Source organism: Helicobacter cetorum MIT 00-7128 (genome assembly GCF_000259255.1).
Lineage (GTDB): Bacteria > Campylobacterota > Campylobacteria > Campylobacterales > Helicobacteraceae > Helicobacter > Helicobacter cetorum_B.
Genome location: NC_017737.1, coordinates 1,009,904 through 1,034,431 on the forward strand (window position 1 = coordinate 1,009,904; position 24,528 = coordinate 1,034,431).

Consider the following 24,528-nt stretch of genomic DNA (forward strand, 5'->3'; position numbering starts at 1 on the left):
TAAGAACAAATTAAAATTAACAAATGGAAACTTAATTTTGTATTATAATGCAGATGTTTAAAATTTAAGGAATATAACCATTAAAGCGATTTTTAGAGAGTTTTGTAAAGAGCGCTTAAAGAGGGTTAGAACCACTAGAGATGCGCTTGTTTGTAGGCTTTTATATCCTAAACTCAAGCGCTATAAAAGTGTGTTACTTTATTGCCCTCTAAAGCATGAGCTTGATTTGTTGCCTTTGGCCTTTAAGCTAAGACAATTAAATAAGCGTGTGTGGTTGCCTCAAAGCTTAAAACAAGCCAACAGCCTTTGTAGGGAGCGTTTTGACATCGCTCCTTTTAGATTGCCTTTAAGGCGTTTGAAGTTTTTTGATGAGCCAAGCCCCTCTTGCTTTTATAAGCGGAGACTAGATTGTATTATTGTTCCTATTTTAGGAATGGATATGGATTTTAGGCGTGTGGGTTTTGGTGCTGGCATGTATGATAGAAGTTTGCCCAAGTTGTTAAAAAACCAAAGAAAGCAACCCTTGGTAGTGTTTGTAAGCAGAGAGTTAATAATGGCATCAAAGCCTCTTACGCACACTTATGATATTCAGGCTAATCTTTATGTGAATCCTCGTATCGTAATAAAAAATAATCAAAAGGTGCGCTATGGGTCACAACGGATTAATTTATGTTTCATTAGAAGTCATTGTTTCTTGTTTGATAACCGCTCTAATTGTGTATCTCATTATGAAAAGGATTTATCATGCTAAAGGAAAAGAACTTTTAAAGGGTGCTACAGCTAAAGCTAAGCTTATGGAATTTCAAGCTAAAGCTTTTGTTGAGGCTGAAGAGGCACGCATGAAAAATTTAGAATGCCAACTTCAGCAAAAATATGAAAATGAAAGATTGCAACTTAAAGTTAAATATGAAAAGAAAGAATCTCATTTAAAACATTTAGAGGCGCAATACAAAGAATTTGCAAGAGATGAGAGGCGTTATTTAGATAAGGAAAAAAAAGAGCTTGAAGTCCAACGACAGAGTTTAGAAAAAGAAATAGAAATATCTAAAGAGCAAACTACCAAGTGTAAAGAGGCTCAAGAAAAAGCTTTAGAAGTTATGCTTAATTATATTGGTTATACTAAAGATGAAATTAAGGCAATGGTCTTAGAGCAATTAGAGAATGAATTGATAGCACAAAAAAGTGCTTTAATTAGACGCTATGAAAAAGAGGCTAAGGAAGAGGCTAAAAGAAAAGCTTATGAAATTTTAGCAGAGGCTACGGCTCGTTTTGCGGGTAATTATGCTATAGAAAATTTAATGAGTCGTGTAGAGTTGCCTTGTCAAGAATATATTGGGCGTGTGATTGGCAAAGAGGGGAAAAATATTGAAACCTTTAAAAAAGTGAGCGGTGTAGATATGGAAATTGGCGAAGATGATAAGGCAATTTATTTGTCTAGTTTCAATATCTATAGGCGTGAAGTTGCTAGTGAAGTTTTAAAAATCTTAGTAGAAGATGGGCGTATCCAACCTAATAGGATTGAAGAGGTTTATCAGCGAGTTTCTGCTAACATGGAAAAGAACATGCTATCTGAAGGGCATGGCGTGGTGCTAGAATTAGAGCTTGGAGCTATGGAAGATGAGCTTAAAATCTTACTAGGCAAAATGCGCTATCGCTCTAGCTTTGGGCAAAATGCTTTACAACATTCTAAAGAAGTGGCATTTTTAGCGGGCTTGATTGCTGAGCAATTAGGTGGGGATAAGAAATTAGCAAGAAGAGCGGGCATTTTGCATGATATTGGTAAAGCACTAACCCACGAACTAGGAGCTGATCATGTAAGCTTGGGTGCTGAGGTGTGTAAGCGTAATAAAGAAGACCCTGTGGTTATTAATGCGATTTATGCTCACCATGGGCATGAAGAGATTATGAGTATAGAGTGTGCGAGTGTGTGTGCTGCTGATGCGCTTTCTGCAGGAAGACCTGGTGCAAGAAGAAAGAGTGATGAAGAATACGCTAAACGCATGCAAACCCTAGAAGAAATCGCTATGGAATTTAAGGGGGTTGAAAAGGCGTATGCTATGGAGAGTGGGCGAGAATTAAGAGTGATTGTGCGTGCTAATCAAATTAAGGATAATCAAGTCCCGCTAATAGCTAAGCAAATTGCCAAAAAGATTGAAGAAAGTTCGCAGTATCTAGGCGAAGTGAGCGTTCAGGTGGTGCGTGAAAGTCGCTTTAAAGCTGTTGCTACGATGAATAATGACTAAAAGGGTTTGTCAATAAGAATTTTAAGGGGTATTTAAAAATTCTATTGCTGTTTTAAAATGTAATAATGCCTCTTTTTTGAGTGAGGGGTTTTTAAGCATATCTTCTAAAGCGTAGGTGGCAAGAAAATTTTTTGAATATCTTGAGATAATGCGTCCAAAAGATTCTTTCTTAGAGCTATTGAGCAAATAAAATAAAGGAGTTTCTCCAAAGACAATTTGAAGTTTTGAAGAGCTTTTTTCTAATTGCCATGTTAAATGGGGCAAGCATGCTTTGATTTCTTGTTCTAAATCTAGGGTTTTAGAATCGCATTTAAGAAGTGAAAGAATATTGCAATCTTTCAATGAATAATTAAAGACTTTTTGGATAATGCTTTGTAGCATATTGGCTTTTAAATTGGTTGGAAATTTTAATTGCTTGTCTAACATAGGGCTAAGTGTAATGAAAGTTAGCTTTGCGCTAGGATTAAAATACCCACTTATTGGGGTTGTGCCTTGATGGCGTTTGCATAGCGTGCAAGTGCTAATACTCTCATGCACTTCTTTAGAAAAGGGCTTTGTGGGTAGGGGATTATAAGCAGTATTAGTATAAGTCTCCCCCAAAAGACGCTCCATATAAAGGGAGCGCAAGGTTTTAAGGTATAAAAGTTCCAAAATCTTTTAGTCTTTGTGTTTTTTGAAAGTATGGGGGTTAAGCATATTTTCGGGTTTGAAAATATCATCTAGCTGTTCTTTGGTTAAGATTTTCTTTTCCAAAGTAATGTCATAGATAGAGCGACCGCTCTTTAAGGCCTCTTTAGCAATAGATGCAGATTTTTCATAGCCAATATGGGGGTTGAGTGCGGTAACAATACCAATACTATTAAACACATAGTCGCTACAAATTTTTTCATTAGCTGTAATGCCTTGCACACATTTAGTTGCAAGGGTTTCAAGAGCACGCCCTAAAATCACAAAAGAATGGAAAAGCTTATAAGCAATGACAGGCTCAAACACATTTAATTGTAATTGTCCGCCCTCTGCTGCTAGTGCTACGCTCAAGTCATTTCCTATTACATCAAAGCACACTTGATTAACTACTTCTGGGATTACAGGATTGACTTTGCCCGGCATGATAGAACTTCCCGGTTGCATTTTAGGTAAATTAATTTCGTTTAATCCTGCCCTAGGGCCTGAACTTAATAATCTCAAGTCATTACAAATTTTAGAGAGTTTTACCGCAACCCTTTTTAAAACCCCACTTACTTGCACATAGGCTCCGGTGCTTTGAGTAGCCTCAATGAGATTATGAGCCACAATAAAGGGGCGACCGGTTACTTCTTGGATTTTCTTTTCAATAAGGATACGATAATCAGGGTGTGAATTGATACCTGTTCCAATTGCAGTGCCTCCGAGATTGATTTCTCTTACCCAATTTCTAGCATCTAAAACTTGCTCAATGTCTTTATCAAGCATTAAAGCATAGGTTTCAAACTCTTGTCCTAAAGTCATAGGCACAGCATCTTGAAGTTGGGTGCGCCCCATTTTAAGCACATGGGCAAATTCTTTAGCTTTTTGAGAAAAAGCATCACGCAAGGTTTTCATAGGTGTAACTAGGTTGGTTAAACGCTCATAAATAGCAATTTTTAAAGCACTAGGATAAGCATCATTAGTGGATTGCGAACGATTAACATGGTCATTTGGGTGGCAAAATTCGTATTCGCCTTTTTTATGCCCCATATATTCTAAAGCCAAGTTAGAAACTACTTCATTCACATTCATATTGGTGCTAGTGCCAGCTCCGCCTTGAATCATATCCACAATAAATTGGTCGTGGTATTGCCCATCAATCAATAAATCACATGCATGACAAATGGCGGTTTTGATTTTTTCATCAATAAGACCCAATTGGGCATTAGTTAAAGCCGCCGCTTTTTTAACTTGAGCAAACGCTTTGATAAAGATAGGATAACTACAAAGCTTGTCATTAGTGATAAAGAAATTTTCACTCGCTCTTAGAGCTTGAATGCCATAATAGACATCATTACTAATTTCCATTTCTCCGATAAAATCATGTTCAATGCGTTTTGGCATAAGAAACTCCTTGTAAGGATTTAATTACAATGATTGATAAAAATCATCGTATTATAATCAAACTTTGAGTTACTTTTCTTTTAAGCGTTTAATTTTTACTCCTAAAGCTTGCATTTTTTCCTCTAAATTCTCATAGCCTCTATCTAGGTGATAAATTCTATGCACTTTTGTAGTCCCTTGTGCAACTAGACCAGCTAGAACTAACGCTGAAGAGGCTCTTAAATCAGTTGCCATTACATCACTTCCTGTAAGCTCTGTAGAGCCATTAATAGTTGCGGTATGGGTTTTAAGACTAATGTTTGCGCCTAGTCTTTGCAACTCGCTTGCATGCATGAAACGATTTTCAAACAAGGTTTCTTGAATAATGCTTGCTCCCTCGCATTGTGTGGCTAATGCCATAAATTGCGCTTGCATATCGGTTGGAAAACCCGGATATTCTTGTGTGGTGATTTCAAAGGCTTGGCGTTTTTGGCTAGGGATTAGCTCAACAGAGTTGTTATCTATATTGAAACTAAAACCAATTTCTTGAAGTTTATCTAAAATGGCTTGAAGATGATTAGGTATTACTTGATTGATTTTAAGCTGACTATTAGTAATGGCTCCAGCACATAAATAAGTGCCTGCCTCAATTCTATCAGGAATGATTTGAATATCTTTAAGCTTAAGTGCCTCACCTTCTGTGCCTTTGATTTTTAATTCGCTTGTGCCTATGCCCTCAATCTCTACACCACCACTTTGTAAAAATTCACATAATTGCACAATTTCAGGCTCTTTGGCAGCATTAATAATGCGAGTGGTGCCTTTGGCTAGGCTTGCTGCCATAAGCGCATTTTCTGTGCCTGTAACGGTGATTTTATCAAATAAAATGTCTTTGCCAATTAAGCCCTTTTTAGCGCTTGCATGGATATAACCTTGCTCAATTTTGATTTCAGCTCCTAATTGTTGCATAGCCTTTAGGTGTAAATCCACAGGGCGAGTTCCTATAGCACAGCCTCCGGGCAAGCTTACTAGACATTCTTTAAAGCGTGTTAGTAAAGGGCCTAGAACTAAGATAGATGCACGCATTTTACGCACTAAATCATAAGTCGCCTCTGTATGAGTGATAGAATTAGCTTGCAATTTGAGCGTGTTAGAATCAAGCCATTCTAATTGAGCGCCCAAATTTTGCAACAATAATGCCATAGCTTTTATGTCTGCAACTTGGGGCAAGGCGCTAATTTTAACTTCTTGTTGGCTTAAAAGTGTAGCAGCTAGAATAGGGAGTGCGGAATTTTTTGCACCCGAAATGTTGATAGTGCCTTTTAGGGGGTTTTGTCCTTTAATTTCTAAAAAATCCAAATTTATCCTTTTTTTTCCTTATTTTTGAGGGCTAAGCCTGCTGAATTAGAGATTTCTTGCTGGTAATTAGGATTAGTAGTTTCTAAATCTTGTCCAAATTTAATCGCATTTTCTAATTCAAAAAATTCTGATGCTATGAGTTCTTGTATAACTTCTAGCCATAAATTCAATTTGTCTTCAGGGCAAATCTTAAAATATTGAATAAAGGTTTCTTGGCAATTACGCAAGGATTTTTCATTTTTAATCCCCTTAACTTGTTGGTGCAAGGACTCTAAAGTCGGAATTTGATTGGCTTTAGATTTAGTTTTGGTAGGTGCTAGAGCAAATCTTAAAGCAAGTCCAAGCAATAAAATAGGGATTAAACAAATAAAAAGCCCTAAATAAAGATAAAGATAATAATTTAAACTTCCCATGACTTATAAGCGTTGTTGATAATAGGCATTAGTTGCCTCAATATAGCCCTCAACACTCCCACAATCATAACGCTTACCTTTGAATTTATAGGCAATAATGCGTTTTTGTTTAGCTTGAGTTAAAAGAGCGTCTGTAATTTGGATTTCATTATTTTTGCCGGGTTTAGTAATACGCAAAATATCAAAAATATCAGGGGTTAGAATATAGCGTCCTATGACAGCTAAATTGCTTGGGGCATCTTCTTGGTTAGGTTTTTCAACCATATCTTTTATCTCATACACGCCTTCTTCTAGTAATTCGCCCTTAATCACGCCGTATTTTGAAACCTCTTCTAACGCTACTTCTTCAATAGCCACAATAGAGCATTGATATTTTTTATAAAGTTCGCTCATTTGTTTTAAAACAGCAGGATTACTATGACTAGCACATAAATCATCGGCTAAAATCACTGCAAAAGGCTCATTGCCTATGAGGGTTTCACCGGTTAAAATCGCATGCCCTAGACCTTTCATTTGCTTTTGGCGTGTATAAGAAAAACGGCATTTTTTCATAATATTACGAATGCTTTCTAGGGCATTTTCCTTGCTTGTGCCTTGGATTTGATGTTCTAACTCATAGCTTGTATCAAAATAGTCTTCCAAACTGCGTTTGCCTCGTCCTGTAACAATTGCCATTACCTCACAACCTGCCTCCATAGCCTCTTCTACAGCATATTGCATTAGGGGTTTGTCTATAATGGGGAGCATTTCTTTGGGGATAGTTTTAGTAATGGGTAAAAAGCGTGTGCCATAACCAGCAGCAGGAAAAAGACATTTTTTAATCATTTTTTATCCTTTAAGTTAAGAGTTTGTTGTAAAAATGCATCAACAGGAATAAAATTGCCAAAAATTTCTTGATAAATCAAATAATTAGCTATGACTTTAAAGCCATAAAGGCGTGTTTCATTGTAAGGCACAAGCTCCATGCTAAGCCATGGCTCAAAGCGATTTTTTTCACTAAAGCGTTTAGAGCTTTCTAACCATCTTCTTAAAAAACCAGGCCCTGCATTATAAGCATAAGCCACAAAAAGGGGGTGAGGGAATTCTTTTTTTAAGTGGTTTAAATAGTAATTACCAAATTTAAAAGCAATATTAGGATTAAACATATCATCTAAATCAATATTATTAATTCCAAGACTTTTGGCAAAAGGCTCTACATTAAAGGGCATAATCTGCATAAGCCCTAAAGCAAAAGAGCGAGAAATGAGTGCTGGAAGTAAGAAACTTTCTTGTCTAGCAATCGCATAAGCCATCGCTTTTTCATCGTTATTTTGCCATTCAATAATACCCTCATAAGGAGAGAGATAGTAATAGAGCTTATCTTTATTGCGCTCATTCAAAAGATAAGTAAGCTCGGGGGCGCTTTTTTTATAATGTAAGCTTTTGAGCGTATTTTTAAAAGCATTTTCATCTTGCAAACTCAAAGCATAAGTTTTAAATTTTTGCCATAAAAAAGGGTCATAGGTATTAAAGGGGGGATTTTTCTTGCTTAAATTTTGGATATTTGAAATAATGCGATAATTAGGCGAGCTTTTGAGTTCATGGCTAGCATAAATACTATAGAGATTAAGCGCTTGACTTTTTGAGAGGCGCTCTAAAATCTTTCGTTTTTTATGGACTAAATATTGCCAAAAAATAGCTCTATCTCTTAAGAAAGCATCATCTTTAGCTACAATCTCAGAGCGTTCAAAATATTTTGAGGCTCTTTGAGGTTTTTTTCTTAAAATCTCATTGATTCCTAGAATGAAAAAAGTTTGGGCATTACTATGAGTGGCATTACTTTTGGCTAAAGCCTCTTTAAAATTATCCAATTTAGGGTCTAGGACAATCTTATAGACAAGATGATTAAAGGCTGAATAATTTTCATCTAAAAGGCGATTTAATTCTTTAATGGGGATAGGTTCTTCAAAAATTTTAAGCTTTTGCTCATAGCTTAGGTGGTTAAATAGGGCGCTAAAAACTTGTGCATTAGCCTTAAACATAGAGGCACTAATATCTTTATCTTGTAGAATATTTAATTCTTGATAAAGAATAGGATAGGATTCTTTGATTTTTGTTTGCAAAGGTTTGAGGATTGCAAGAGAGATTTTATCAAAATCTCTAATTTTTGATTTTAAGGCTATAGCAATACAGCTTGTTTGAAGGGTATCTATCTCTTCTAATAAACTTTCTAAAGCAATTTGCTTGCAATGAATATCTTCTGGCATTTTGACATTAGGGTTTTTTTCTAAATTTTCTAAGCCTTTTTCATGCATAGCCTTTTGTAAGGCACTATTCTTATTTTGGGCTAATTCATAGGCTTTTTTGGCGTTTTCTAAACTTGTATTTTTGTCGCTAATATAGCGCCATAAGTAGTAGTCTCTAGCAATTCCAGCAGGCTTTTTTTCTAAATCTTTAAGACTTAAACGAGGCTTAGAAAGCCCAAGATTGATTGAGATAGTAAATAAAAATAAAAATGGATAAAATTTAATAATGCGCATAAATATTCTTTTAAAGACTTTGAGCGAGAGCAAAAAGCCATTCAATCAAGGTCAAATCTAAAAATTTTAAGATAATAATCACCGCTAAAGGAGCAAAATCTAATCCATTATACACAAGCTTGAATTTAGAACGCAAGAAATAAAACACCGGCTCACACAAGCGAGATAAAATCTGCACGATAGGGTTATTAGGATTAGGTTGCACAAAACTTAGAAGTGAATAAATAATAACTACCCATACATACGCTGTAATCAAACCATGTAAAATGGTTGCGCTTGCATTCAATAAACTTGAAAATATCATGCTTTGAGCCTTAAGATTTCTTTACAATGGCTTTGAATATAAGGAAAAATCAAAGGTAATTCAATGCCATGTGAGCTCCCGGTTAAAAGAATGCGTAAAGGTTTGAAAAAGTCCTTACCCTTAAGCTTACTTAAATTCATGCTATCTTTTTTGAAACTTTCAAAATCGCTGTAGGCTTGAAAATCCATAGTTTTTAGAACATTAAAAAGCACTAAGCAACGCTCTTTAAAATCTTCGTTTTCATAAGTTCTAACAATATCCTTTGGCTCTAAAAACAACGAAATTTTTTCTTTTAATTCCAAAAGAGTATCGCTCTCTTCTATAAACAATCTTAAAAGCCCTAAGAGACTAATATCCTTTATTTGGGTAAGTTCTAATAATTTTTCATCATCTAAAAGTTTCAAATGCTCGTGGTTTAAATGCTTTAAGTATTTCAAATTAAAATGCGCCGGTGAGCTAGAAAGATTTTCTAAATTAAACCACTCTATCGCTTCTTCTAAAGTAAAAACTTCCTTAGGCACTTTATTACCGATAGTGATAAGATAATTAACAATCGCAACCGGCAAGAACCCTTGATTTAAGAGCCATTTCACACTTGATGCTTCATCTCTCTTACTCATCTTTTTGCCACTTATTTCATCTAAAATAATGGGTAAATGAGCGTAAGTAATAGGATTACTTGAACCTAAAGCTTGTTGAATGAGAATTTGTTTAGGGGTATTACTCACATGGTCTTCGCCCCTAATAATACAACTAATTTCATAGAGCAAATCATCGCATGCACAAGCAAAATTATAAGTAGGACTCTTATCTTTTCTTAAAAGCACAAAAGAATCTAGTTCATAAGGCTCAAATTTCACTTCTTTTTTAATCACATCATTAAAAGACATGGCATTTTGCGGAGCTTTTAAACGCACAACAGGGTTATTATGATTACCTTTTTCTAAAGTCGCCCACTCATCTAAATACCTAAAAGGGCGTTTTTCATTCTTGGCTTTTTCTTTCTCTTGTTCTAGAAATTCCGTGCTTGCATAACACAAAAACGCCTTACTTTCTTTAAGTAATTTTTCTGCCATGTCCCTATGATAATTTAAATTATGGCTTTGATAGACTAATTTATCCCAAGAAATTCCCATAAGCTTTAAAATCTCTAAAATCTCTTGGTCTTTTCCTTCAATGTTTCGCTCTTTGTCTGTGTCTTCAATGCGGATTAAAAAGGGTTTGTTTTGTTGTTTAGCCACAATGTAGTTAAAAATAGCCGCTCTTAAATTCCCTATATGCATATCTCCTGTAGGCGAAGGCGCAAAACGAAGCATAAAAAAACCCTTTAATAAAGAAAATGATTTGTAATTATACTCTAAGAATACTTAATTAAGCTTGTTAAACCCCTTTAGACTCTCTTTAAAATCTATCAAAAAATCATGTATTTTAAGAGTTTGTTTTAAAAATTCCATATATAAAATGGGGCGTAAGCGTTTAGGAATGCTTAATTTTCTAGCCTTATCTTTAAAGTCTTTTGGCATGCTTAAAATTTTAGGGGGTTTATGGGCGATAAAAACATGCTCGTTATTATTTTCAATGATAAATTTTTGAGCGATTTCTAGGCTAAAAAAAGAGCGTTTGATTTCTTCTTTTTGAGAAAAACTGAGTAAATACCCCTTTTGTTTTAAGATTTTATCTAAAGTGAAAAGGGAATTTTGTGAGTGCTTGAAAAAAGTAATCGCATGAATTTGTGAAATCTCAATGCTAGGATAAAGCTGTTCTTTTTCTTTGTCTAAGAATTTAAAACTCTTAATGATGCCCCTAGAATAATTTTGCATTAAGGAATTAGCGTAATTTTTTCTAAAAAAATTGCGTTTAAATTTTAGAGAAGTGTTAGAACCATCTTCAAAAAATTTCAAATCTTTAGCGAGTGTTTTAATTTTGTCTTTAGGGGTGTAGAGTAAGGGGCGAATAATGCTGTATTGCTCTCTTTTTTCAAAAGCTTGAAAGCTTAAAAGCGTATTGAGTCCAGCCCCCTTGCTTAGTTGCATTAAAAACCATTCTAGCCTATCATTTAAATGGTGTGCTAAAATCAAATGCTTGTAAGAATGCTCTTTAATGAGTTCTTCAAAAAAATCATAACGCACTTTTCTAGCTTGCATTTCAAAATTATGCGTGATTTTAGAAGCGTAATGAATGTAGCATTTTTTATGGTGTGTTTGAGCTAATTTTTGAGCGTATTTAATGATTTCAAGGCGTTTTTCTTGCGTGTTATAATCCACTAAAGCGATGTCAAAGCCAATGTTTTCTTTGACTAAGAGATAAAACAAGAAAACAGAATCAATTCCACCAGAAAAACCTAGTAAATTCTTGCTCTCTCTTAAAGGCTCTAAATAATTTTTAAAATCTTGCACTTTTTAAGCTGTTTTTAAAGGGGGCTTAAAACCTTAGCCATTAAAATATTGTCTTTAAATTCACTAGGCATAATTATATAATGCCCGGGTTTTAAAGGGGAATCTAGTTCGCTATCATTGATTAAAATTTCGCCATCTACTTCAGGTGCCCATCTCAAATCCCTTGCTTTGTAAAAATACTCACCTTCCTTACCTTCAACTAACGCCTTGATAGGTTTATTCAACAAAGCCTTAAAAGAATTATGTTGGTGTTTTAAAGCAATTTTATTTAAGGCTTTAATGCGAGCATTCACAATTTTTTTAGGCACTCTTTCTAAAGAATAGGCATGCGTATTCTCTTCAGCACTAAAAGCAAAGATATTTAATCTATCAAATTTAAAATCATCTAAAAATGCGCTTAATTCTTCAAATTCGCTCTCATTTTCCTCTGGGTGTCCTACAATAATGGTGCTTCTTATAAAGCTTTCTTTAACCTGTTTCATAGCATTTAAAAGTTTTAGATGGTGTGCTTTATTAGAGTTGCGACGCATTTTTTTGAGCATAGAATCACTAATATGCTGTATAGGCATATCAAAATAGTTTTGAAAAATAGGCGAATTTGCAATCGCTTCAATAAGCTCTATCGTGGTGCTAGATGGATAGAGATATAAAATGCGTGCACTTTTTAAGGCTTGTTGCTTATCAATAGCTTGGATAAGCTTTATTAACCCATCTTTTTGCCCCTTATCATACAAAAATGAGCTAGAATCTTGAGCGATAAAGGTCATATCACTATAGCCTTTGAGAGCTAAACCTTCTACTTCTTTTAGAATGGAGTCTAATTCTCTGCTATGTAATTTTCCCTTAAAGCTAGGAATAGCACAAAAAGAACATTTTTGATTACAGCCTTCAGAGATTTTAGTGTAAGCATGGATACTAGAGCCAGTGATAATGCGGGCGTTATAATGCTCGCTCAAAAACACTTGCTCGCTAAATTGATTTTGTTTTTTAGCAATCAACACATCAATTTTGTCATAATCGCCCACACCGGTAAAAATATCCACTTCAGGAATGAGCTCTTTGATTTCATCCTTATAGCGTTCGCTCAAGCACCCGCTTGCAATTAAAATGGCGTTGTCTTTTTTATCTTTAGCGGCATTTAAAATCGTTTGAATACTCTCTTGCTTAGCGCTTTCAATAAAGCCACAAGTATTAATCACAATCACATCGGCGTTTTTAGTGTCATTAGTGAGCGTGTAGTTATAGAGCTTGCCTAACATCACTTCTGAATCCACTAGGTTTTTAGAACAACCTAGAGAAATCAAGCAAAGTTGTTTGTTTTCTTTTACTTGCATGTTAAAGGCTTTTTAAATTTTTTAAATCCACTTCCCAAAAGAAGTCAATCCACTCAGGAGCGTCTTTTAAAAACGCACTAGCTTTGTATTTGGCACTTGTCTTTTGAAACAAACTCGCACTATAAAACCTTTTCTTAGGGTGCTTATCTTGCAAGACTTTAAGCACCGCTTCTAAAGAATTACCGCTATCTACGATTTCATCTACCACTAAGATTTTATTTAAAGGCTCTTTGATAGTAGGAATATTTTCAATTTTAAGAGCGTTTTGTTGATTTGTGGTGTCATAAGAAATCGCATTAATGCCATAAACTTCTCTCAAATCCCAATACAAACTCAAAAAATGCGTTAAAGTCATGCCCCCTCGCATGACACAGACAATCGCCTCTGGCACACCGCAATTTTGTTCTATCTGTTTAGCCAACTCTAAACTATCATGTAAAAAAGTCTCGTAAGAATAATGCATTTTAATCCTTAAATTTCATAGTATTGTTTTAAAAAGGTTGTGTTAGCAATGCCATTAAAAGCCCTTAAGCCTAAGTCATTTAGGGCTAATTCTAGAGCATTTAAAACATAACAGGTTTCATAAAGTGGAATGATTCCCATATGATTGATACGAATAAGTGTGTCTTTATAAACATCTTGCCCGCCAGCAAATTGCACCTTGTATTTTTCTTTTAAAATTTTTCGCAATGCTTTGGCATGCTCATTAAAGATAGTTGTCATGCTTAGGCTGGGATTTTTTGGAAAAATCTTTAAATCTAAAGCTTTGATAGCCATTTGAGTGGCTAGGGCGACTTTTTTTGTCTCTTTATAAAGAATCTCAAAACCCCCTAAATTTTTAACTAATTCAAAATAACGCTCTAAACCTAAGGTGTGTAAAATCGGAGCGGTATAACTGGTGGTGTTATTTCTTTGGTTTTTTAATTCGCTCTTTAGATTGAAATAAAATCCCACATTACGCTCTTCTATGCGCTCAGTGGCTTTTTGACTTAGAGCGATTAAACTCATGCCAGGGGGTAGCATGAACGCCTTTTGACTCCCCCCAATGAGTGCGTCAATATGCGTTATATCTAGTGGCTCAACTCCAAGAGCCGTAATAGCATCTACAATAATAAAAATATCCTTATTGTATTCTTTGATTGTTGAAGCGATTTTTTCAACAGGGTGGCGTAACCCCCCACTAGACTCGCATACTTGAATGCAAAAGGTATCAATATTAGGGTTAGCTTTAAGAGTGTTTAATACTTCATCTACTTTAGCTGGAGTATCCCATTCATAAACTAATTCATGAGTCTTAATAGAATGAGCTTTTGCAATTTTGCCAAACCTTTCGCCAAATTTACCGGCATTGACAAAAAGTAATTCTTGCTTACATAATGAAAGCACACTCGCTTCCATCGCACCTGTTCCGCTACTATTTAGAAGTAAAATTTCTTCTAAACCTATCATTTTTTTTAAATTTTCTCGCACATTTTGAAAAATATTTTCAAAATCTTTGGTGCGATGGTGGGGCATTTTTTGAGAAAAGCTTGTGCGCATTTCTTCACTAATTGCCACAGGACCTGGGGTAAAAAGCAACATGAAAGCCTCATTAAAATTGAAATAATTTTGTAATCATAGTCTAAACACGCTTAAAAACATGTTTTTTGTTTGAATTAAGTTGTAATTTGTAGAGTATGTAGCAGAAGTTTTTGAAAAATTGAATAGAAAATGCTAAAATACCAACCTTTAAATTATATAAAATAATATTATATTAAGTTTTAGTGAATTAGTTAGGAATTTCTATGAATAGATATGGATGGCGTGCATGTTTTTTGACCCTCTTTTTTGTGGGTTATTCTAAAAAAGCTCCGGGAACTATGGGAAGTTTAGTAGCTTTATTTTTGGGGCTACCTATTTTATTTTTTTCGCCTAATACGCTGTTTTTAAGTGCTATTTTAATAGGACTTATTGCAATTAGAAAGATTGATGAAGAAGAACGACTAACCCAAATGCATGACAGCTCTTATATTGTTATAGATGAATTAGTAGGCATGTGGCTTGCTATGGCTATTACTAAATTTTCACTTCTTGGAATTATTCTAAGTTTTATTTTCTTTAGGCTCTATGATATTAAAAAGCCCTCACTTATTGGCAAGATAGACAAAGAAGTTAAAGGGGGTTTAGGGGTTGTGGGCGATGATGCACTAGCTGGTGTGTTAGCGGGATTAAGCGTGCTAGTATTGTTAAAAATATTAAGCCTATTTGGTTTTATTGAATAACAACTCTGTTGTAGAGATTTAAAAGCCTTTTTAGGTAATTATAGATAAACTTACACTTAATTATTGACTTTATAAATGCGGGAGTTTGTGTTGGAGTTGTGCGTATTATTTGGTGGGGCAAGTTTTGAGCATGAAATTAGTGTGGTGAGTGCGATTGCGCTTAAAGAGGTGCTCAAAGATTCTATTAAACATTTTATCTTTTTGAACGAAGAGCATGAATTTTATTTGATTGATAAAGAAAACATGCATTCAGAATATTTTGCTAATTTCAAAGAGAAAAAGTTAGCCCCTTTGCAATTATGCAAAAAAGGTCTGTTTAAAAGCGCATTCTTTGGGAATAAAAAAGTTGAACTTCCTTTAGTCATCAATCTAGTGCATGGAAATGATGGCGAAGATGGGAAACTAGCAAGTTTGTTAGACTTCTATCATATTGCTTTTATAGGCCCTAGAATTGAATCAAGTGTGTTAAGTTATAATAAATACTTAACTAAACTTTATGCAGAGAGCGTGGGCGTAAATGTTTTGCCTTATGTGGTGCTTAATGAAAATAACGCTTATAAAAATGCTTTAGAGATTATTCTTAAAAAGTTCGCTTTCCCTTTCATTATAAAGCCTATCAATGCGGGTAGTTCGCTAGGAGTAAGCGTAGTAAGAGAAGAAAAAGAATTAGCATATGCTTTGGATTGTGCGTTTGAATATTCTAAAGAAGTTTTAGTAGAGCCTTTTATAAGCGGTGTAAAAGAATATAATTTGGCGGGCTGTAAGATTAAGCAAGCAAGCGAGCAAGATTTTTATTTTTCTTACATTGAAGAGCCTAGCAAACAAGATTTTTTAGATTTTGAGCAAAAATATTTAGATTTTTCACGCACTAAAGCTCCAAAAGCTCAAATCTCTAGTTCTTTAGAAGAGGGCTTGAAAAAAGCCTTTAGGGATTTGTATGGAGATTTGTTTGAGGGGGCTTTGATTAGGTGTGATTTTTTTGAGATAGACAATAAAATCTATTTGAATGAAATCAACCCAATTCCCGGAAGTTTAGCTAATTATTTGTTTGAAGATTTTAAGAAAGTTTTAAAATGTCTAGCTCAATCTTTACCAAAACCCCCTAAAGTTCAAGTGAAAAATTCTTACTTATTGCAAATTCAAAAGAATAAATAAATGGCTAAACGCACCATTAGATATTTAGATAATGATTTTGATATTGCCTATACTCTTATAGATAATAAAAGTGCTTTGAATGCTGTATTTTTGCATGGTTGGGGGAGTAGCAGGGATATTATGCAAAGAGCGTTTCAAAAAAGTTTTTCAAAATACAATCATTTATATATAGATTTGCCCGGCTTTAATCAAAGTCCCAATACTGAAAAAATCCTAGAAACTAAAGATTACGCCAATATCATTGATTTGTTTTTAGAGAGCCTTAATTATAAAGCGCATTTAGCCTTTGGGCATAGCTTTGGCGGAAAGGTGGCGCTATTGTGCAAAAATGAGCGTTTAGTTTTATTAAGCAGCGCAGGAATTTTAGAGCCTAAACCCTTAAAAGTGCGTTTAAAAATTGCTTTAGCTAAAGTGTTTAAAAAATTAGGGTTAAATTTAAGTTTTTTAAAGAGTAAAGATGCTCAAGGTTTAAATAAGGCTATGTATGAGACTTTTAAAAAGGTGGTTTGCGAGGATTTTACGCCCTATTTTAAAGCATGTCAAAAAGAAGTTTGGCTGTTTTGGGGAAAGGACGATAAAGCAACACCTTTAAGTTCTGCTAAGCGCATGCATGCGTTGATAAAAGATAGTAAGTTGGTGGTTTTAGAGGGAGAGCATTTCTTTTTTTTAAACCAAGCTAAGAAAATAGAACATTTGATGGAGAAGGAATGCAAGAGCTTAATTGGATAGATTTTTTTCTACGCTTTTTGTTTGTATTAGGATTAGGTTATTATGCGATGACCCTATTACAATGGTATCATTATAGCGTGATGAGAGTGATAACCAAGCACCATAAAAAGCGTTGGCATGGGATTTATTTTTTACTACCTATGGGGGTATTTGTTATATCGTATGCAATAGGGGCAAAAATTGTCTTTTATCTTTTTTGTGGTTTAATACAAATTCCTATGTTAGTAGTTTGGGCAAAGCATAATGACAAACCTTTAGTTTTTACACCAAGAATCAAGCGCTTTTTTGCTTTTTTATCACTCTTTTTGCTTACGCATGAGATTTTGAGTGAAACTTTTTTTGCTTTTAGGGGGACATTATTAGCATGCTTTTATCTCTTGCTATTTGTGTTAGCCTTAAGCTCTTCGCTTATATTTGAATGGGTTTTATCTAAGCGTTATTTAAAAATGGCTAAAGATAAAATTTCTTCTTTAAAAGATTTAAAAATTATTGCAATTACGGGGAGTTTTGGTAAAACGAGCGTAAAAAATTTCTTGCATCAAATTTTGCAATCCAAATATATTGTGCATGCAAGTCCTAAAAGTGTGAATACCCTTTTAGGGATTGCGAGTGATATTAATCAGCATTTAGATAATGCGAGCGAGATTTATATTGCTGAGGCAGGAGCTAGAAATAAGGGCGATATTGCTGATATTACACGCCTAATTGAGCCACATATTGCCGTGATTACTGAAGTTGGCGAACAGCATTTAGAATACTTTAAAACTTTAGAAAACATTTGTGAAACTAAGGCAGAACTACTCACTTCAAAGAATTTAGAAGAGGCTTTTTGTTATTCTTTTAGGGCGATAAAAGACTATGCTCCTAAGAATTGCCCTCTTACAAGCTATTCTAATCAATTGCGCCATATTGAATCTAATCTCAAAGGCACTTCTTTTGAAATGCTCTTAGATGGAACTTGGGAGCGTTTTGATACGAGAGTTTTGGGACAATTTAATGCGTATAATATCGCCTTAACAATTTTAATTGCCAAGTGCTTAGGCTTTAGCATAGAGCGTTTGAAGCGTTTAGTAAGCGCTCTAAATCCCGTGCCTCATCGTTTGCAACTTTTAGAAGTGAATCAAAAGATTATTATTGATGATGGTTTTAATGGGAATTTAAAGGGTATGTTAGAGGGCATTCGTTTAGCAAGCTTGTATAATGGACGCAAAATCATTGTAACTCCCGGATTAGTGGAGAGCAATATAGAAAGTAATGAGACCTTAGCTGATGAAATTGATAAAGTATTTGATATTGCTATTATTACAGGCGAATTAAATTCTAAGGTAATTACATCACGCTTAAAAAAGACCCCACAAAAAATCTTGCTTAAAGATAAGGCACAATTAGAAAGCATTTTGCAAGCTACTACGCTTAAGGGCGATTTGATTTTATTTGCTAATGATGCCCCTAATTATATCTAAGAAGTAACATGCAACATTTATATGCTCCATGGCGCAAACACTACTTAATAGAAAAGCCTAGGGATTGTGTGTTTTGCGAAATTGCTAAAAACCCTACAAAAGATGAGGAAAACAAAGTGCTTTATCGTAATGATAAGGCATTTATTGTAATGAATGCTTATCCTTATAATCCCGGTCATGTATTGATTATTCCACATGTTCATATTGCAAGTGTTGAAGACTTAGAGCTTGAGACTTGGCTTAATGTCAATAAGCTTGTGCCAAAAGTTTTAAAAGCGCTTTATGCTTATGGAGCTCAAGGAGTAAATGTAGGTTTGAATTTAAAAAAAAGCGCAGGAGCAGGAATCCCAGAACATTTGCATATGCACTTAGTGCCTAGATTTGTAGGTGATAGTAATTTTATGAGTGTCATAGGAGAAACTAGGGTGCATGGAAAGAATTTTGATGAAGTGTTTTTAAAAATAAGGGTATTATTACAAGAATTTCTTTAAAAATGTTTTGATGTCTTAAAGCGCTATTATGTTACAATTATCAGACTATTAGTTTTAGGGAGTAAATAGAATGAAAATGAGAGGATTTAAGATTTTTTCAGGGAGCGCTCATCCTGTATTTGGTAAAGAAGTAGCCAAGCATTTGGGTATTCCTCTATCAAAAGCAGTGATTGGAAAATTTAGCGATGGAGAAATCAATATCCAAATTAGTGAGTCAGTGCGTGGGAAAGATGTTTTTATTATTCAGCCTACTTGTGTGCCTGTGAATGATAATTTAATGGAATTATTAGTTATGGTAGATGCCCTAAGGCGTAGTTCAGCGAGTTCTATTACAGCTGTAGTGCCTTATTTTGGTTATGCAAGACAAGATAGAAAGGCAGCTCCAAGAGTGCCTATCACAGCTAAAATGGTTGCTAATTTAATGCAAAAAGTAGGGATTGAAAGAATTATTACTATGGATTTGCACGCAGGACAAATTCAAGGTTTTTTTGATGTGCCTGTAGATAATTTGTATGGTTCTATTGTTTTTAGAGATTATATTCGTTCAAGAGCTCTCAAAAATCCTGTTGTAGCAAGCCCTGATATTGGAGGGGTAGCAAGAGCTAGATATTTTGCCAATCAAATGGGTATGGATTTAATCATTGTAGATAAACGCCGTGAAAAAGCTAATGAAAGCGAAGTGATGAATATTATAGGCTCAGCACAAGGGCGAGATGTAATTTTAGTAGATGATATGATTGATACTGCAGGCACAATGTGTAAAGCTGCAGAAGCTCTTAAAAAACAAGGGGCAACTTCAGTTATGGCGTTAGGCACACATGCGGTATTGAGCGGGCCAGCAATCAAACGCATCAAAGAGAGCATGTTAGATGAAGTGGTGGTAAGTAATTCCATTCCTCTAGCTCAAAAATGCGATAAAATCACTACTTTAAGCGTAGCGCCTTTATTTGCAGAAGTGATTAGAAGAATTTATCATAATGAAAGCGTGCAATCTCTCTTTATATAATTAAATCTTATAGGGGATTAATTCCTCTATAACTATTCTTTTATTCTTTTATGCTTAGCATAAATCTTTTGAAAAATATCTAATAGAGTCTTTGTGTATAATGTTTAAAAAAGAAGAGTCAAAAACAAATGGTGGATTCTGTAGGATTTGAACCTACGACCAATCGGTTATGAGCCGAGTGCTCTGACCAGCTGAGCTAAGAATCCAAATTTGTTAAAAGATGATTTGCTATTGTATCCAAAAACATAGCGGAAAGCAAGCAAATTTTCTAATATAGCAAACATTATTATAAAAGTGATAAAGCTACTTCCTCCATAACTAAAAAGAGGCAAAGGAATACCCACAACTGGGGCAAGCCCTAAAGTCATAGCAATATTTACACTAGAATAAGTAAAAATTAAAATAGAAATTCCTAGGGCTACAACTTGTAAAAACCAATCGCTATTAGGGTCAAAAATATAAGAGAATAAGTGCAAAGTTAGACTTATATAAATTGCAAAAAGTAGCAATGCACCCACAAAACCAAAGCGCTCTACATAGTAAGCAAAGATAAAATCGCTTGTAGCAATAGGCAAGAATTTGAATTTCGTTTGAGTGGAGTCTTCTTTAGCTTTTCCAAAAAGCCCTCCTGATCCAATAGCAATTTGAGATTGTTTGACATGGTAGTTGGGTTTTTCAGAGATAAAATCCGCAATGCGCTTTTTTTGATAATCATGTAAAAAATGATAAGCAATAGGCGAGGCAATAGCTAATGTAATAGCTAGGGGTAGCCACACACGCATTCTTAAGCCAACTAATAATAAAATCCCAAACCCCATAATAGCAATAATGAGCGCTGTGCCTAAATCTGGCTCTTTGAGAATGAGTAAAGTAGGTAAGAGAATATAAAAGCTTAATTTTAAGAACATTCCCCAATCATAGCCTTTAGAGGGGGGAGGATTAAGCTTGATTAAATGAGCTAGCAATAAAAGAATGGCAATTTTAACAGGCTCACTTGGTTGTATAGTAATAGAAGTAAAAGGGATAGAGAGCCATCGCTTTGCTCCAAGCTTGCTTGAGCCTACAATATCTACTAAGATAAGCAAAATAATACAACCCCAATAAAAGACAAAAAAGAGCCTATCTAATTTCCTAAAAGGGATTAAAAAAACTATCCAAAATAAAACAAAGCTTAAAGCGTAATAAAAGCCTTGTTTCAAGCTTAAGGTGGTGTTTGCTTCAAAAATAAGCCAAGAAGAGATAATGAATAGGGGCATGAGAAAAACAAAAAGCAAGAAGTCAAAGTGCATCCAAATTCTTCTATCCATTGCCATATTGTTACTACCTCTCTATCTTATCATTTTATAAGGTATTTTTAGTAAAATTAAAATTTTACCCTAAAACAAAGCGAATTTATGGAAAAGATTTTAATCGTGCCTGCATTTTATAAACGCACTGATGAATTTTTAGCTCAAGAATTACAGATAACAAAGAGTCAAGCCTTGCATTTAATCAAGGAAGGTCTAGTTATTTGTGAGGGCAAGGAGGTAAAAAAGGGCGGTCATTTGCTTAAAGAGGGTTATCAAGTTATTATTAAAGCTCCAAAAAAACTCCTTGTTTCTCAAGATGTTAAGAAAGAACTTCAAGTGGAAATAGGGGTTATTTATGAAGATGAAGATTTATTGGTGTTGAATAAGCCCTCAAATTTAGTTGTCCATAGAGCATTAAGCGTGAAAGAGCCTACTTTAGTAGATTGGCTAGAAGAGCAAAACTACCAGCTTTCTAATTTAAGTGGCAAAGAGCGTTATGGGATTGTGCATAGACTAGATAAGGATACTAGCGGAGCGCTTGTAGTCGCCAAAAATAACTACTCACATGCCAAATTAAGCGAGCAATTAAAATCAAAGATTATGGGGCGCTATTATGTGGCATTACTCAATTCATCTTTAAGCCCAAAAAACTTAGAGCGTATTTTAGTGGAATGCCATTTAGCAAGAAACCCTAATAACCGTTTGAAAATGGTCGCTACAGAGGGGTTTAGACAACAACTTGTGGGGCGTTATTCTAAAAGTGAATTTATGAGTTTAATCGCACAAAAAAATTTTGATTTGATTGTGGCAAAATTATATACAGGGCGCACACATCAAATTAGAGCGCATTTAGAGCGTATTAATAAGCATATTATTGGGGATAGCGTTTATGGTTTAAGTCAAAAGTTAGATAAAGAACAAGAGGCAAGAAGAATCATGTTGCATGCTTATTTGATAGAATTTGAACATCCAAGAAGCAAAGAAAACATGCGCTTTAAAGTTCCTCTACTAAAGGATATGTTAGAATATCTTAAAAACATTTTTGATGAGGTTAGCTTGAATGAGGTCTTGGACGAAAACAAGATACTTAGCGCTTTTTGTGCAAACTAGCGTTGTATTAGGCATTTTAATGGGGTGTTCTTCTGTAAAGAATCACAAATTTTTAGCTTTTGACAATAAAGAACATGTTGATTCGCAATTACCTATAGTGCATTCTATAAGAACGATTAATGATGTAAGCTCTGTGGGTTTTGAATGGGCTAATATTGTAGATGCTTATAAAATTGATGGTTTTATTTTGTATCGTTTGAAAAAAGATGGCAAGCCTAAAAAAATCGCTACCATTAAAAATCCTTATGCGACCCATTATTATGATGATGGCTTAGAAACTGAGAGTGCCTATATTTATCAAATGGCTACTTATAAAGGCGATAGAATCTCTAATCTCTCTAATGCAATAAGCACTAAAACTTCCTTTATCAATCCTGTAGAACAAGTTTTTGCAAGCCAAGCATATCCCAAAGGTGTGAAAGTCTTTTGGAGTCCTCACCCCAATCCTAGTATCTCAAGATATATTATTCAAAGGCAAAATAAAGACGGCAAGTTTTCTAATATTGCTATGGTAAAAAATCGCTTGTATGTGGAATATTTTGATAAGAATTTACAAGATGGACAGCATTATAACTATCGTGTGATTGCTGAAAATTTTACAGGTGATAAATCTAAGCCTAGTATGGTAGTTGAGGGTAAGACTAAAAATTTACCCCCACCTATAACTAATGTTAGAGTGAGTCAAAATTTAACACGCCATATTGAACTAAGTTGGGATAAGTCTCCTCAAGCTGATGTCATAGCTTATCGTATTTATGCCTCAAATGCTCGCAAGGATAAATATAAGCTTATCGCACAAACTGCAAATACTTCTTATGTGGATAAGATAGAAAGAGACAATGTTACACGCTTTTATAAGGTTGTTGCTATGGATAAAGTGCATATTGAGGGAGAATTACCCAAAGACCCCGTTATAGGAGAGACAGCACCTAGACCCGAAGCACCCATTATTATTAAAGGGCTTATTCAAGATTCTTCAGCTCTTATTCAATGGGAAAATAGTATAGGGCCTAAGATAAATCATTATGCGGTATATCGTTTTGAGGGTAATTCAAAAACCCCTTTGCGTTTTGGAAATATCACACAAAATCAATTTATTGATAAAGACATGAAAGTAGGCACAGCCTATCGCTACCAAGTGGTGAGTGTGGATAAGGACGGCTTAGAATCACACCCTAGCAAAGAAGTGCGTCTGTTTTTAGAGCGTTAAGGAGAGTTGGTGTGCCTCATTTTTTAGCTCATTTTAATTCTAATGCTCTAAATTACCCCTTAGAAAGTGGGGATTTTTGTTTTATTAAAGAGCTAATAAGCCTTAAAAATTCCTATAAAAGCTATGTGTATGCGAGCTTTAAAAATCAAGTTTTCTTACTACAAAAAATTAAGCGTTCTAATGATTTTTTAATTAAAACTGAAAAAGCAACGCCCCTAGATAGAGAGATTGCAAAAAGCGCTCTTAGGGCTTATGCACAATTTTTTGAAGTAAAATCTCATAATTTACAAGAAAATTCTAGGCATGCAAGTGAAAAAAAAGCCCTTAAATTAGATAATTTAGAGCAATTTCTAAAACGATGCAACCAACCTATTTTAATAGAAATTGGTTTTGGAAGTGGGAGGCATTTGTTAGAATTAGCTAGAAATAATCCTAATAAAATATGTTTAGGCATAGAAATCTATACCCCTTCTATTGCTCAAGTGTTAAAGCAAGTTGAATTGCAAAATCTCTCTAATTTAATCGTGTTGCAAGCTGATGCAAGACTTGTTTTAGAAAGCATGCATAATCAAACTTGCGAAAAGATTTTTGTGCATTTTCCTGTGCCTTGGAATGATAAAAAACATCGTAGGGTTTTGAGTGAGAGATTTTTAAACGAGGCTTTAAGGGTGTTAAAGGTAGGGGGAATGTTGGAATTACGCACCGATGATGAAACATATTTTAAAGATAGCTTGAATTTAGTTTTAGAAAATCCTAAAGCGCATGTTGAGATTAAAAAAAATGCGCCAAGTTCTGTGGTTAGTAAATATGAGGCTCGTTGGAATAAACTTGAAAAAAATATCTATGATTTGAGGGTTATTACTCTTAAAGAGGCTTATTCTTTAGAAAAACCCTCAAATTTTGATTTTTCGTTTGAGGCTCTTAAGGGGCTTGATGAAAAAATGGAGCGCCTTTTAAAAACGCCCAAAAGGGTTAAAGAGGGGTATTTTGTGCATGTTTGCAATGTGTATACTAATTGTGGAGAATATTTAATAGAATTGAGTTTGGGAGATTTTGATTGGCCCATGCGTTTGTTTGTAAGAATCTCTAATGGGGGCAAGGTAAGCTATTTAAATAAAACGCCTTTAAAAACACTTGCTAATTATAAAGCCCACCAATTACTCGCAAATATTTTGAAACAAGAAGAGGGGTGTTAGA

24 protein-coding genes and 1 tRNA gene are annotated in these 24,528 nt (G+C 34.6%); 11 read left to right on the forward strand and 14 right to left on the reverse strand.

Annotated elements, in window-relative coordinates; genetic code table 11:
* Positions 1-88 precede the first annotated feature (88 nt).
* Both HCW_RS04675 and rny read left to right on the forward strand, forming a co-directional pair.
* Positions 89-751: a 5-formyltetrahydrofolate cyclo-ligase gene (locus HCW_RS04675; RefSeq protein WP_043902629.1), complete on the forward strand. Its 663-nt coding sequence runs from the start codon at positions 89-91 to the stop codon at positions 749-751.
* Entirely contained in the window at positions 729-2,243 is a 1,515-nt protein-coding gene (gene rny / locus HCW_RS04680; RefSeq protein WP_014661073.1) for a ribonuclease Y, read from the forward strand. The genes HCW_RS04675 and rny overlap by 23 nt, the downstream gene beginning before the upstream one ends.
* 21 nt (positions 2,244-2,264) lie before the next feature.
* Here rny and HCW_RS04685 read toward each other — a convergent pair whose 3' ends face one another.
* From HCW_RS04685 to HCW_RS04740, 12 genes are all read right to left on the reverse strand, one after another.
* A complete protein-coding gene (locus HCW_RS04685; protein WP_043902795.1) occupies positions 2,265-2,855 on the reverse strand; it encodes a uracil-DNA glycosylase family protein in 591 nt (196 codons plus the stop codon).
* 45 nt (positions 2,856-2,900) lie between these two features.
* Positions 2,901-4,313 carry an aspartate ammonia-lyase gene (gene aspA, locus HCW_RS04690; protein ID WP_014661075.1) on the reverse strand — a complete coding sequence of 471 codons (1,413 nt, stop codon included), beginning with the start codon at positions 4,311-4,313 and terminating at the stop codon, positions 2,901-2,903.
* Between the two features lie 69 nt (positions 4,314-4,382).
* Positions 4,383-5,651 (reverse strand): UDP-N-acetylglucosamine 1-carboxyvinyltransferase, encoded by a 1,269-nt coding sequence (murA, locus tag HCW_RS04695; RefSeq protein ID WP_014661076.1) that lies wholly within the window; start codon positions 5,649-5,651, stop codon positions 4,383-4,385.
* 2 nt (positions 5,652-5,653) lie between these two features.
* The gene (locus tag HCW_RS04700; RefSeq protein ID WP_014661077.1) at positions 5,654-6,064 is read right to left on the reverse strand and encodes a hypothetical protein; all 411 of its coding nucleotides are present in this window, start codon (positions 6,062-6,064) and stop codon (positions 5,654-5,656) included.
* A 3-nt stretch (positions 6,065-6,067) separates the two neighbouring features.
* Complete coding sequence (gene galU / locus HCW_RS04705) at positions 6,068-6,889, reverse strand: UTP--glucose-1-phosphate uridylyltransferase GalU (protein ID WP_014661078.1); 822 nt, start codon at positions 6,887-6,889, stop codon at positions 6,068-6,070.
* Positions 6,886-8,583 carry a lytic transglycosylase domain-containing protein gene (locus HCW_RS04710; RefSeq protein ID WP_014661079.1) on the reverse strand — a complete coding sequence of 566 codons (1,698 nt, stop codon included), beginning with the start codon at positions 8,581-8,583 and terminating at the stop codon, positions 6,886-6,888. Before HCW_RS04710 ends, galU begins: the two co-directional genes overlap by 4 nt.
* A 10-nt stretch (positions 8,584-8,593) precedes the next feature.
* Entirely contained in the window at positions 8,594-8,887 is a 294-nt protein-coding gene (locus HCW_RS04715; protein WP_014661080.1) for a YggT family protein, read from the reverse strand.
* The gene (gene gltX / locus HCW_RS04720) at positions 8,884-10,203 is read right to left on the reverse strand and encodes a glutamate--tRNA ligase (protein ID WP_014661081.1); all 1,320 of its coding nucleotides are present in this window, start codon (positions 10,201-10,203) and stop codon (positions 8,884-8,886) included. Before gltX ends, HCW_RS04715 begins: the two co-directional genes overlap by 4 nt.
* A 51-nt stretch (positions 10,204-10,254) precedes the next feature.
* Positions 10,255-11,283: a tRNA lysidine(34) synthetase TilS gene (gene tilS / locus HCW_RS04725; RefSeq protein ID WP_014661082.1), complete on the reverse strand. Its 1,029-nt coding sequence runs from the start codon at positions 11,281-11,283 to the stop codon at positions 10,255-10,257.
* 14 nt (positions 11,284-11,297) lie between these two features.
* Entirely contained in the window at positions 11,298-12,617 is a 1,320-nt protein-coding gene (rimO, locus tag HCW_RS04730) for a 30S ribosomal protein S12 methylthiotransferase RimO (protein ID WP_014661083.1), read from the reverse strand.
* A 1-nt stretch (position 12,618) separates the two neighbouring features.
* Complete coding sequence (locus HCW_RS04735; protein ID WP_014661084.1) at positions 12,619-13,080, reverse strand: phosphoribosyltransferase; 462 nt, start codon at positions 13,078-13,080, stop codon at positions 12,619-12,621.
* Between the two features lie 8 nt (positions 13,081-13,088).
* A complete protein-coding gene (locus HCW_RS04740) occupies positions 13,089-14,198 on the reverse strand; it encodes a pyridoxal-phosphate-dependent aminotransferase family protein (protein WP_014661085.1) in 1,110 nt (369 codons plus the stop codon).
* A 203-nt stretch (positions 14,199-14,401) separates the two neighbouring features.
* Here HCW_RS04740 and HCW_RS04745 point away from each other — a divergent pair, with 203 nt between their 5' ends.
* The 6 genes from HCW_RS04745 to HCW_RS04770 all read left to right on the forward strand — a co-directional run bounded on the left by HCW_RS04745 (position 14,402) and on the right by HCW_RS04770 (position 19,722).
* A complete protein-coding gene (locus HCW_RS04745) occupies positions 14,402-14,878 on the forward strand; it encodes a phosphatidylglycerophosphatase A (protein WP_014661086.1) in 477 nt (158 codons plus the stop codon).
* A 90-nt stretch (positions 14,879-14,968) separates the two neighbouring features.
* Complete coding sequence (locus HCW_RS04750; RefSeq protein ID WP_014661087.1) at positions 14,969-16,033, forward strand: D-alanine--D-alanine ligase; 1,065 nt, start codon at positions 14,969-14,971, stop codon at positions 16,031-16,033.
* Positions 16,034-16,762 carry an alpha/beta fold hydrolase gene (locus HCW_RS04755; protein ID WP_014661088.1) on the forward strand — a complete coding sequence of 243 codons (729 nt, stop codon included), beginning with the start codon at positions 16,034-16,036 and terminating at the stop codon, positions 16,760-16,762.
* Positions 16,741-18,225 (forward strand): Mur ligase family protein, encoded by a 1,485-nt coding sequence (locus tag HCW_RS04760; RefSeq protein WP_014661089.1) that lies wholly within the window; start codon positions 16,741-16,743, stop codon positions 18,223-18,225. Before HCW_RS04755 ends, HCW_RS04760 begins: the two co-directional genes overlap by 22 nt.
* 8 nt (positions 18,226-18,233) lie before the next feature.
* A complete protein-coding gene (locus HCW_RS04765; protein ID WP_014661090.1) occupies positions 18,234-18,716 on the forward strand; it encodes an HIT family protein in 483 nt (160 codons plus the stop codon).
* 76 nt (positions 18,717-18,792) lie between these two features.
* A complete protein-coding gene (locus HCW_RS04770) occupies positions 18,793-19,722 on the forward strand; it encodes a ribose-phosphate pyrophosphokinase (RefSeq protein WP_014661091.1) in 930 nt (309 codons plus the stop codon).
* Positions 19,723-19,851: 129 nt separating this feature from the next.
* On the opposite strand, the gene HCW_RS04775 is transcribed toward HCW_RS04770, so the two are convergent.
* Together HCW_RS04775 and HCW_RS09265 are read right to left on the reverse strand one after the other, a co-directional pair.
* Positions 19,852-19,928: transfer RNA gene (locus tag HCW_RS04775), tRNA-Ile, on the reverse strand.
* Positions 19,890-21,035 carry an FtsW/RodA/SpoVE family cell cycle protein gene (locus HCW_RS09265; RefSeq protein WP_014661092.1) on the reverse strand — a complete coding sequence of 382 codons (1,146 nt, stop codon included), beginning with the start codon at positions 21,033-21,035 and terminating at the stop codon, positions 19,890-19,892. Before HCW_RS09265 ends, HCW_RS04775 begins: the two co-directional genes overlap by 39 nt.
* 81 nt (positions 21,036-21,116) lie before the next feature.
* On the opposite strand from HCW_RS09265, the gene HCW_RS04785 reads away from it, so the two are divergent.
* The 3 genes from HCW_RS04785 to trmB are packed head-to-tail and all read left to right on the forward strand — an operon-like array spanning position 21,117 to position 24,527.
* Positions 21,117-22,121, forward strand: a complete 1,005-nt coding sequence (locus HCW_RS04785) for an RluA family pseudouridine synthase (protein ID WP_014661093.1) — start codon at positions 21,117-21,119, stop codon at positions 22,119-22,121.
* Entirely contained in the window at positions 22,072-23,331 is a 1,260-nt protein-coding gene (locus tag HCW_RS04790) for a fibronectin type III domain-containing protein (protein ID WP_014661094.1), read from the forward strand. Before HCW_RS04785 ends, HCW_RS04790 begins: the two co-directional genes overlap by 50 nt.
* 11 nt (positions 23,332-23,342) lie before the next feature.
* Positions 23,343-24,527 (forward strand): tRNA (guanosine(46)-N7)-methyltransferase TrmB, encoded by a 1,185-nt coding sequence (trmB, locus tag HCW_RS04795; RefSeq protein ID WP_014661095.1) that lies wholly within the window; start codon positions 23,343-23,345, stop codon positions 24,525-24,527.
* Position 24,528 lies beyond the last annotated feature (1 nt).

Excerpts from the sequence above, each read along its gene's own strand:
- HCW_RS04710 (WP_014661079.1), bottom strand. The coding sequence starts at position 8,583 with ATGCGCATTATTAAATTTTATCCATTTTTATTTTTATTTACTATCTCA.
- HCW_RS04755 (WP_014661088.1), top strand. The coding sequence starts at position 16,034 with ATGGCTAAACGCACCATTAGATATTTAGATAATGATTTTGATATTGCC.
- HCW_RS04770 (WP_014661091.1), top strand. The coding sequence starts at position 18,793 with ATGAGAGGATTTAAGATTTTTTCAGGGAGCGCTCATCCTGTATTTGGT.
- HCW_RS04685 (WP_043902795.1), bottom strand. The coding sequence starts at position 2,855 with ATGGAGCGTCTTTTGGGGGAGACTTATACTAATACTGCTTATAATCCC.
- HCW_RS04740 (WP_014661085.1), bottom strand. The coding sequence starts at position 14,198 with ATGTTGCTTTTTACCCCAGGTCCTGTGGCAATTAGTGAAGAAATGCGC.
- HCW_RS04785 (WP_014661093.1), top strand. The coding sequence starts at position 21,117 with ATGGAAAAGATTTTAATCGTGCCTGCATTTTATAAACGCACTGATGAA.
- HCW_RS04790 (WP_014661094.1), top strand. The coding sequence starts at position 22,072 with ATGAGGTCTTGGACGAAAACAAGATACTTAGCGCTTTTTGTGCAAACT.
- HCW_RS04765 (WP_014661090.1), top strand. The coding sequence starts at position 18,234 with ATGCAACATTTATATGCTCCATGGCGCAAACACTACTTAATAGAAAAG.
- aspA (WP_014661075.1), bottom strand. The coding sequence starts at position 4,313 with ATGCCAAAACGCATTGAACATGATTTTATCGGAGAAATGGAAATTAGT.
- gltX (WP_014661081.1), bottom strand. The coding sequence starts at position 10,203 with ATGCTTCGTTTTGCGCCTTCGCCTACAGGAGATATGCATATAGGGAAT.
- HCW_RS04715 (WP_014661080.1), bottom strand. The coding sequence starts at position 8,887 with ATGATATTTTCAAGTTTATTGAATGCAAGCGCAACCATTTTACATGGT.
- rimO (WP_014661083.1), bottom strand. The coding sequence starts at position 12,617 with ATGCAAGTAAAAGAAAACAAACAACTTTGCTTGATTTCTCTAGGTTGT.
- HCW_RS04745 (WP_014661086.1), top strand. The coding sequence starts at position 14,402 with ATGAATAGATATGGATGGCGTGCATGTTTTTTGACCCTCTTTTTTGTG.
- HCW_RS04700 (WP_014661077.1), bottom strand. The coding sequence starts at position 6,064 with ATGGGAAGTTTAAATTATTATCTTTATCTTTATTTAGGGCTTTTTATT.
- rny (WP_014661073.1), top strand. The coding sequence starts at position 729 with ATGAAAAGGATTTATCATGCTAAAGGAAAAGAACTTTTAAAGGGTGCT.
- HCW_RS09265 (WP_014661092.1), bottom strand. The coding sequence starts at position 21,035 with ATGGCAATGGATAGAAGAATTTGGATGCACTTTGACTTCTTGCTTTTT.
- HCW_RS04760 (WP_014661089.1), top strand. The coding sequence starts at position 16,741 with ATGCAAGAGCTTAATTGGATAGATTTTTTTCTACGCTTTTTGTTTGTA.
- galU (WP_014661078.1), bottom strand. The coding sequence starts at position 6,889 with ATGATTAAAAAATGTCTTTTTCCTGCTGCTGGTTATGGCACACGCTTT.
- HCW_RS04735 (WP_014661084.1), bottom strand. The coding sequence starts at position 13,080 with ATGCATTATTCTTACGAGACTTTTTTACATGATAGTTTAGAGTTGGCT.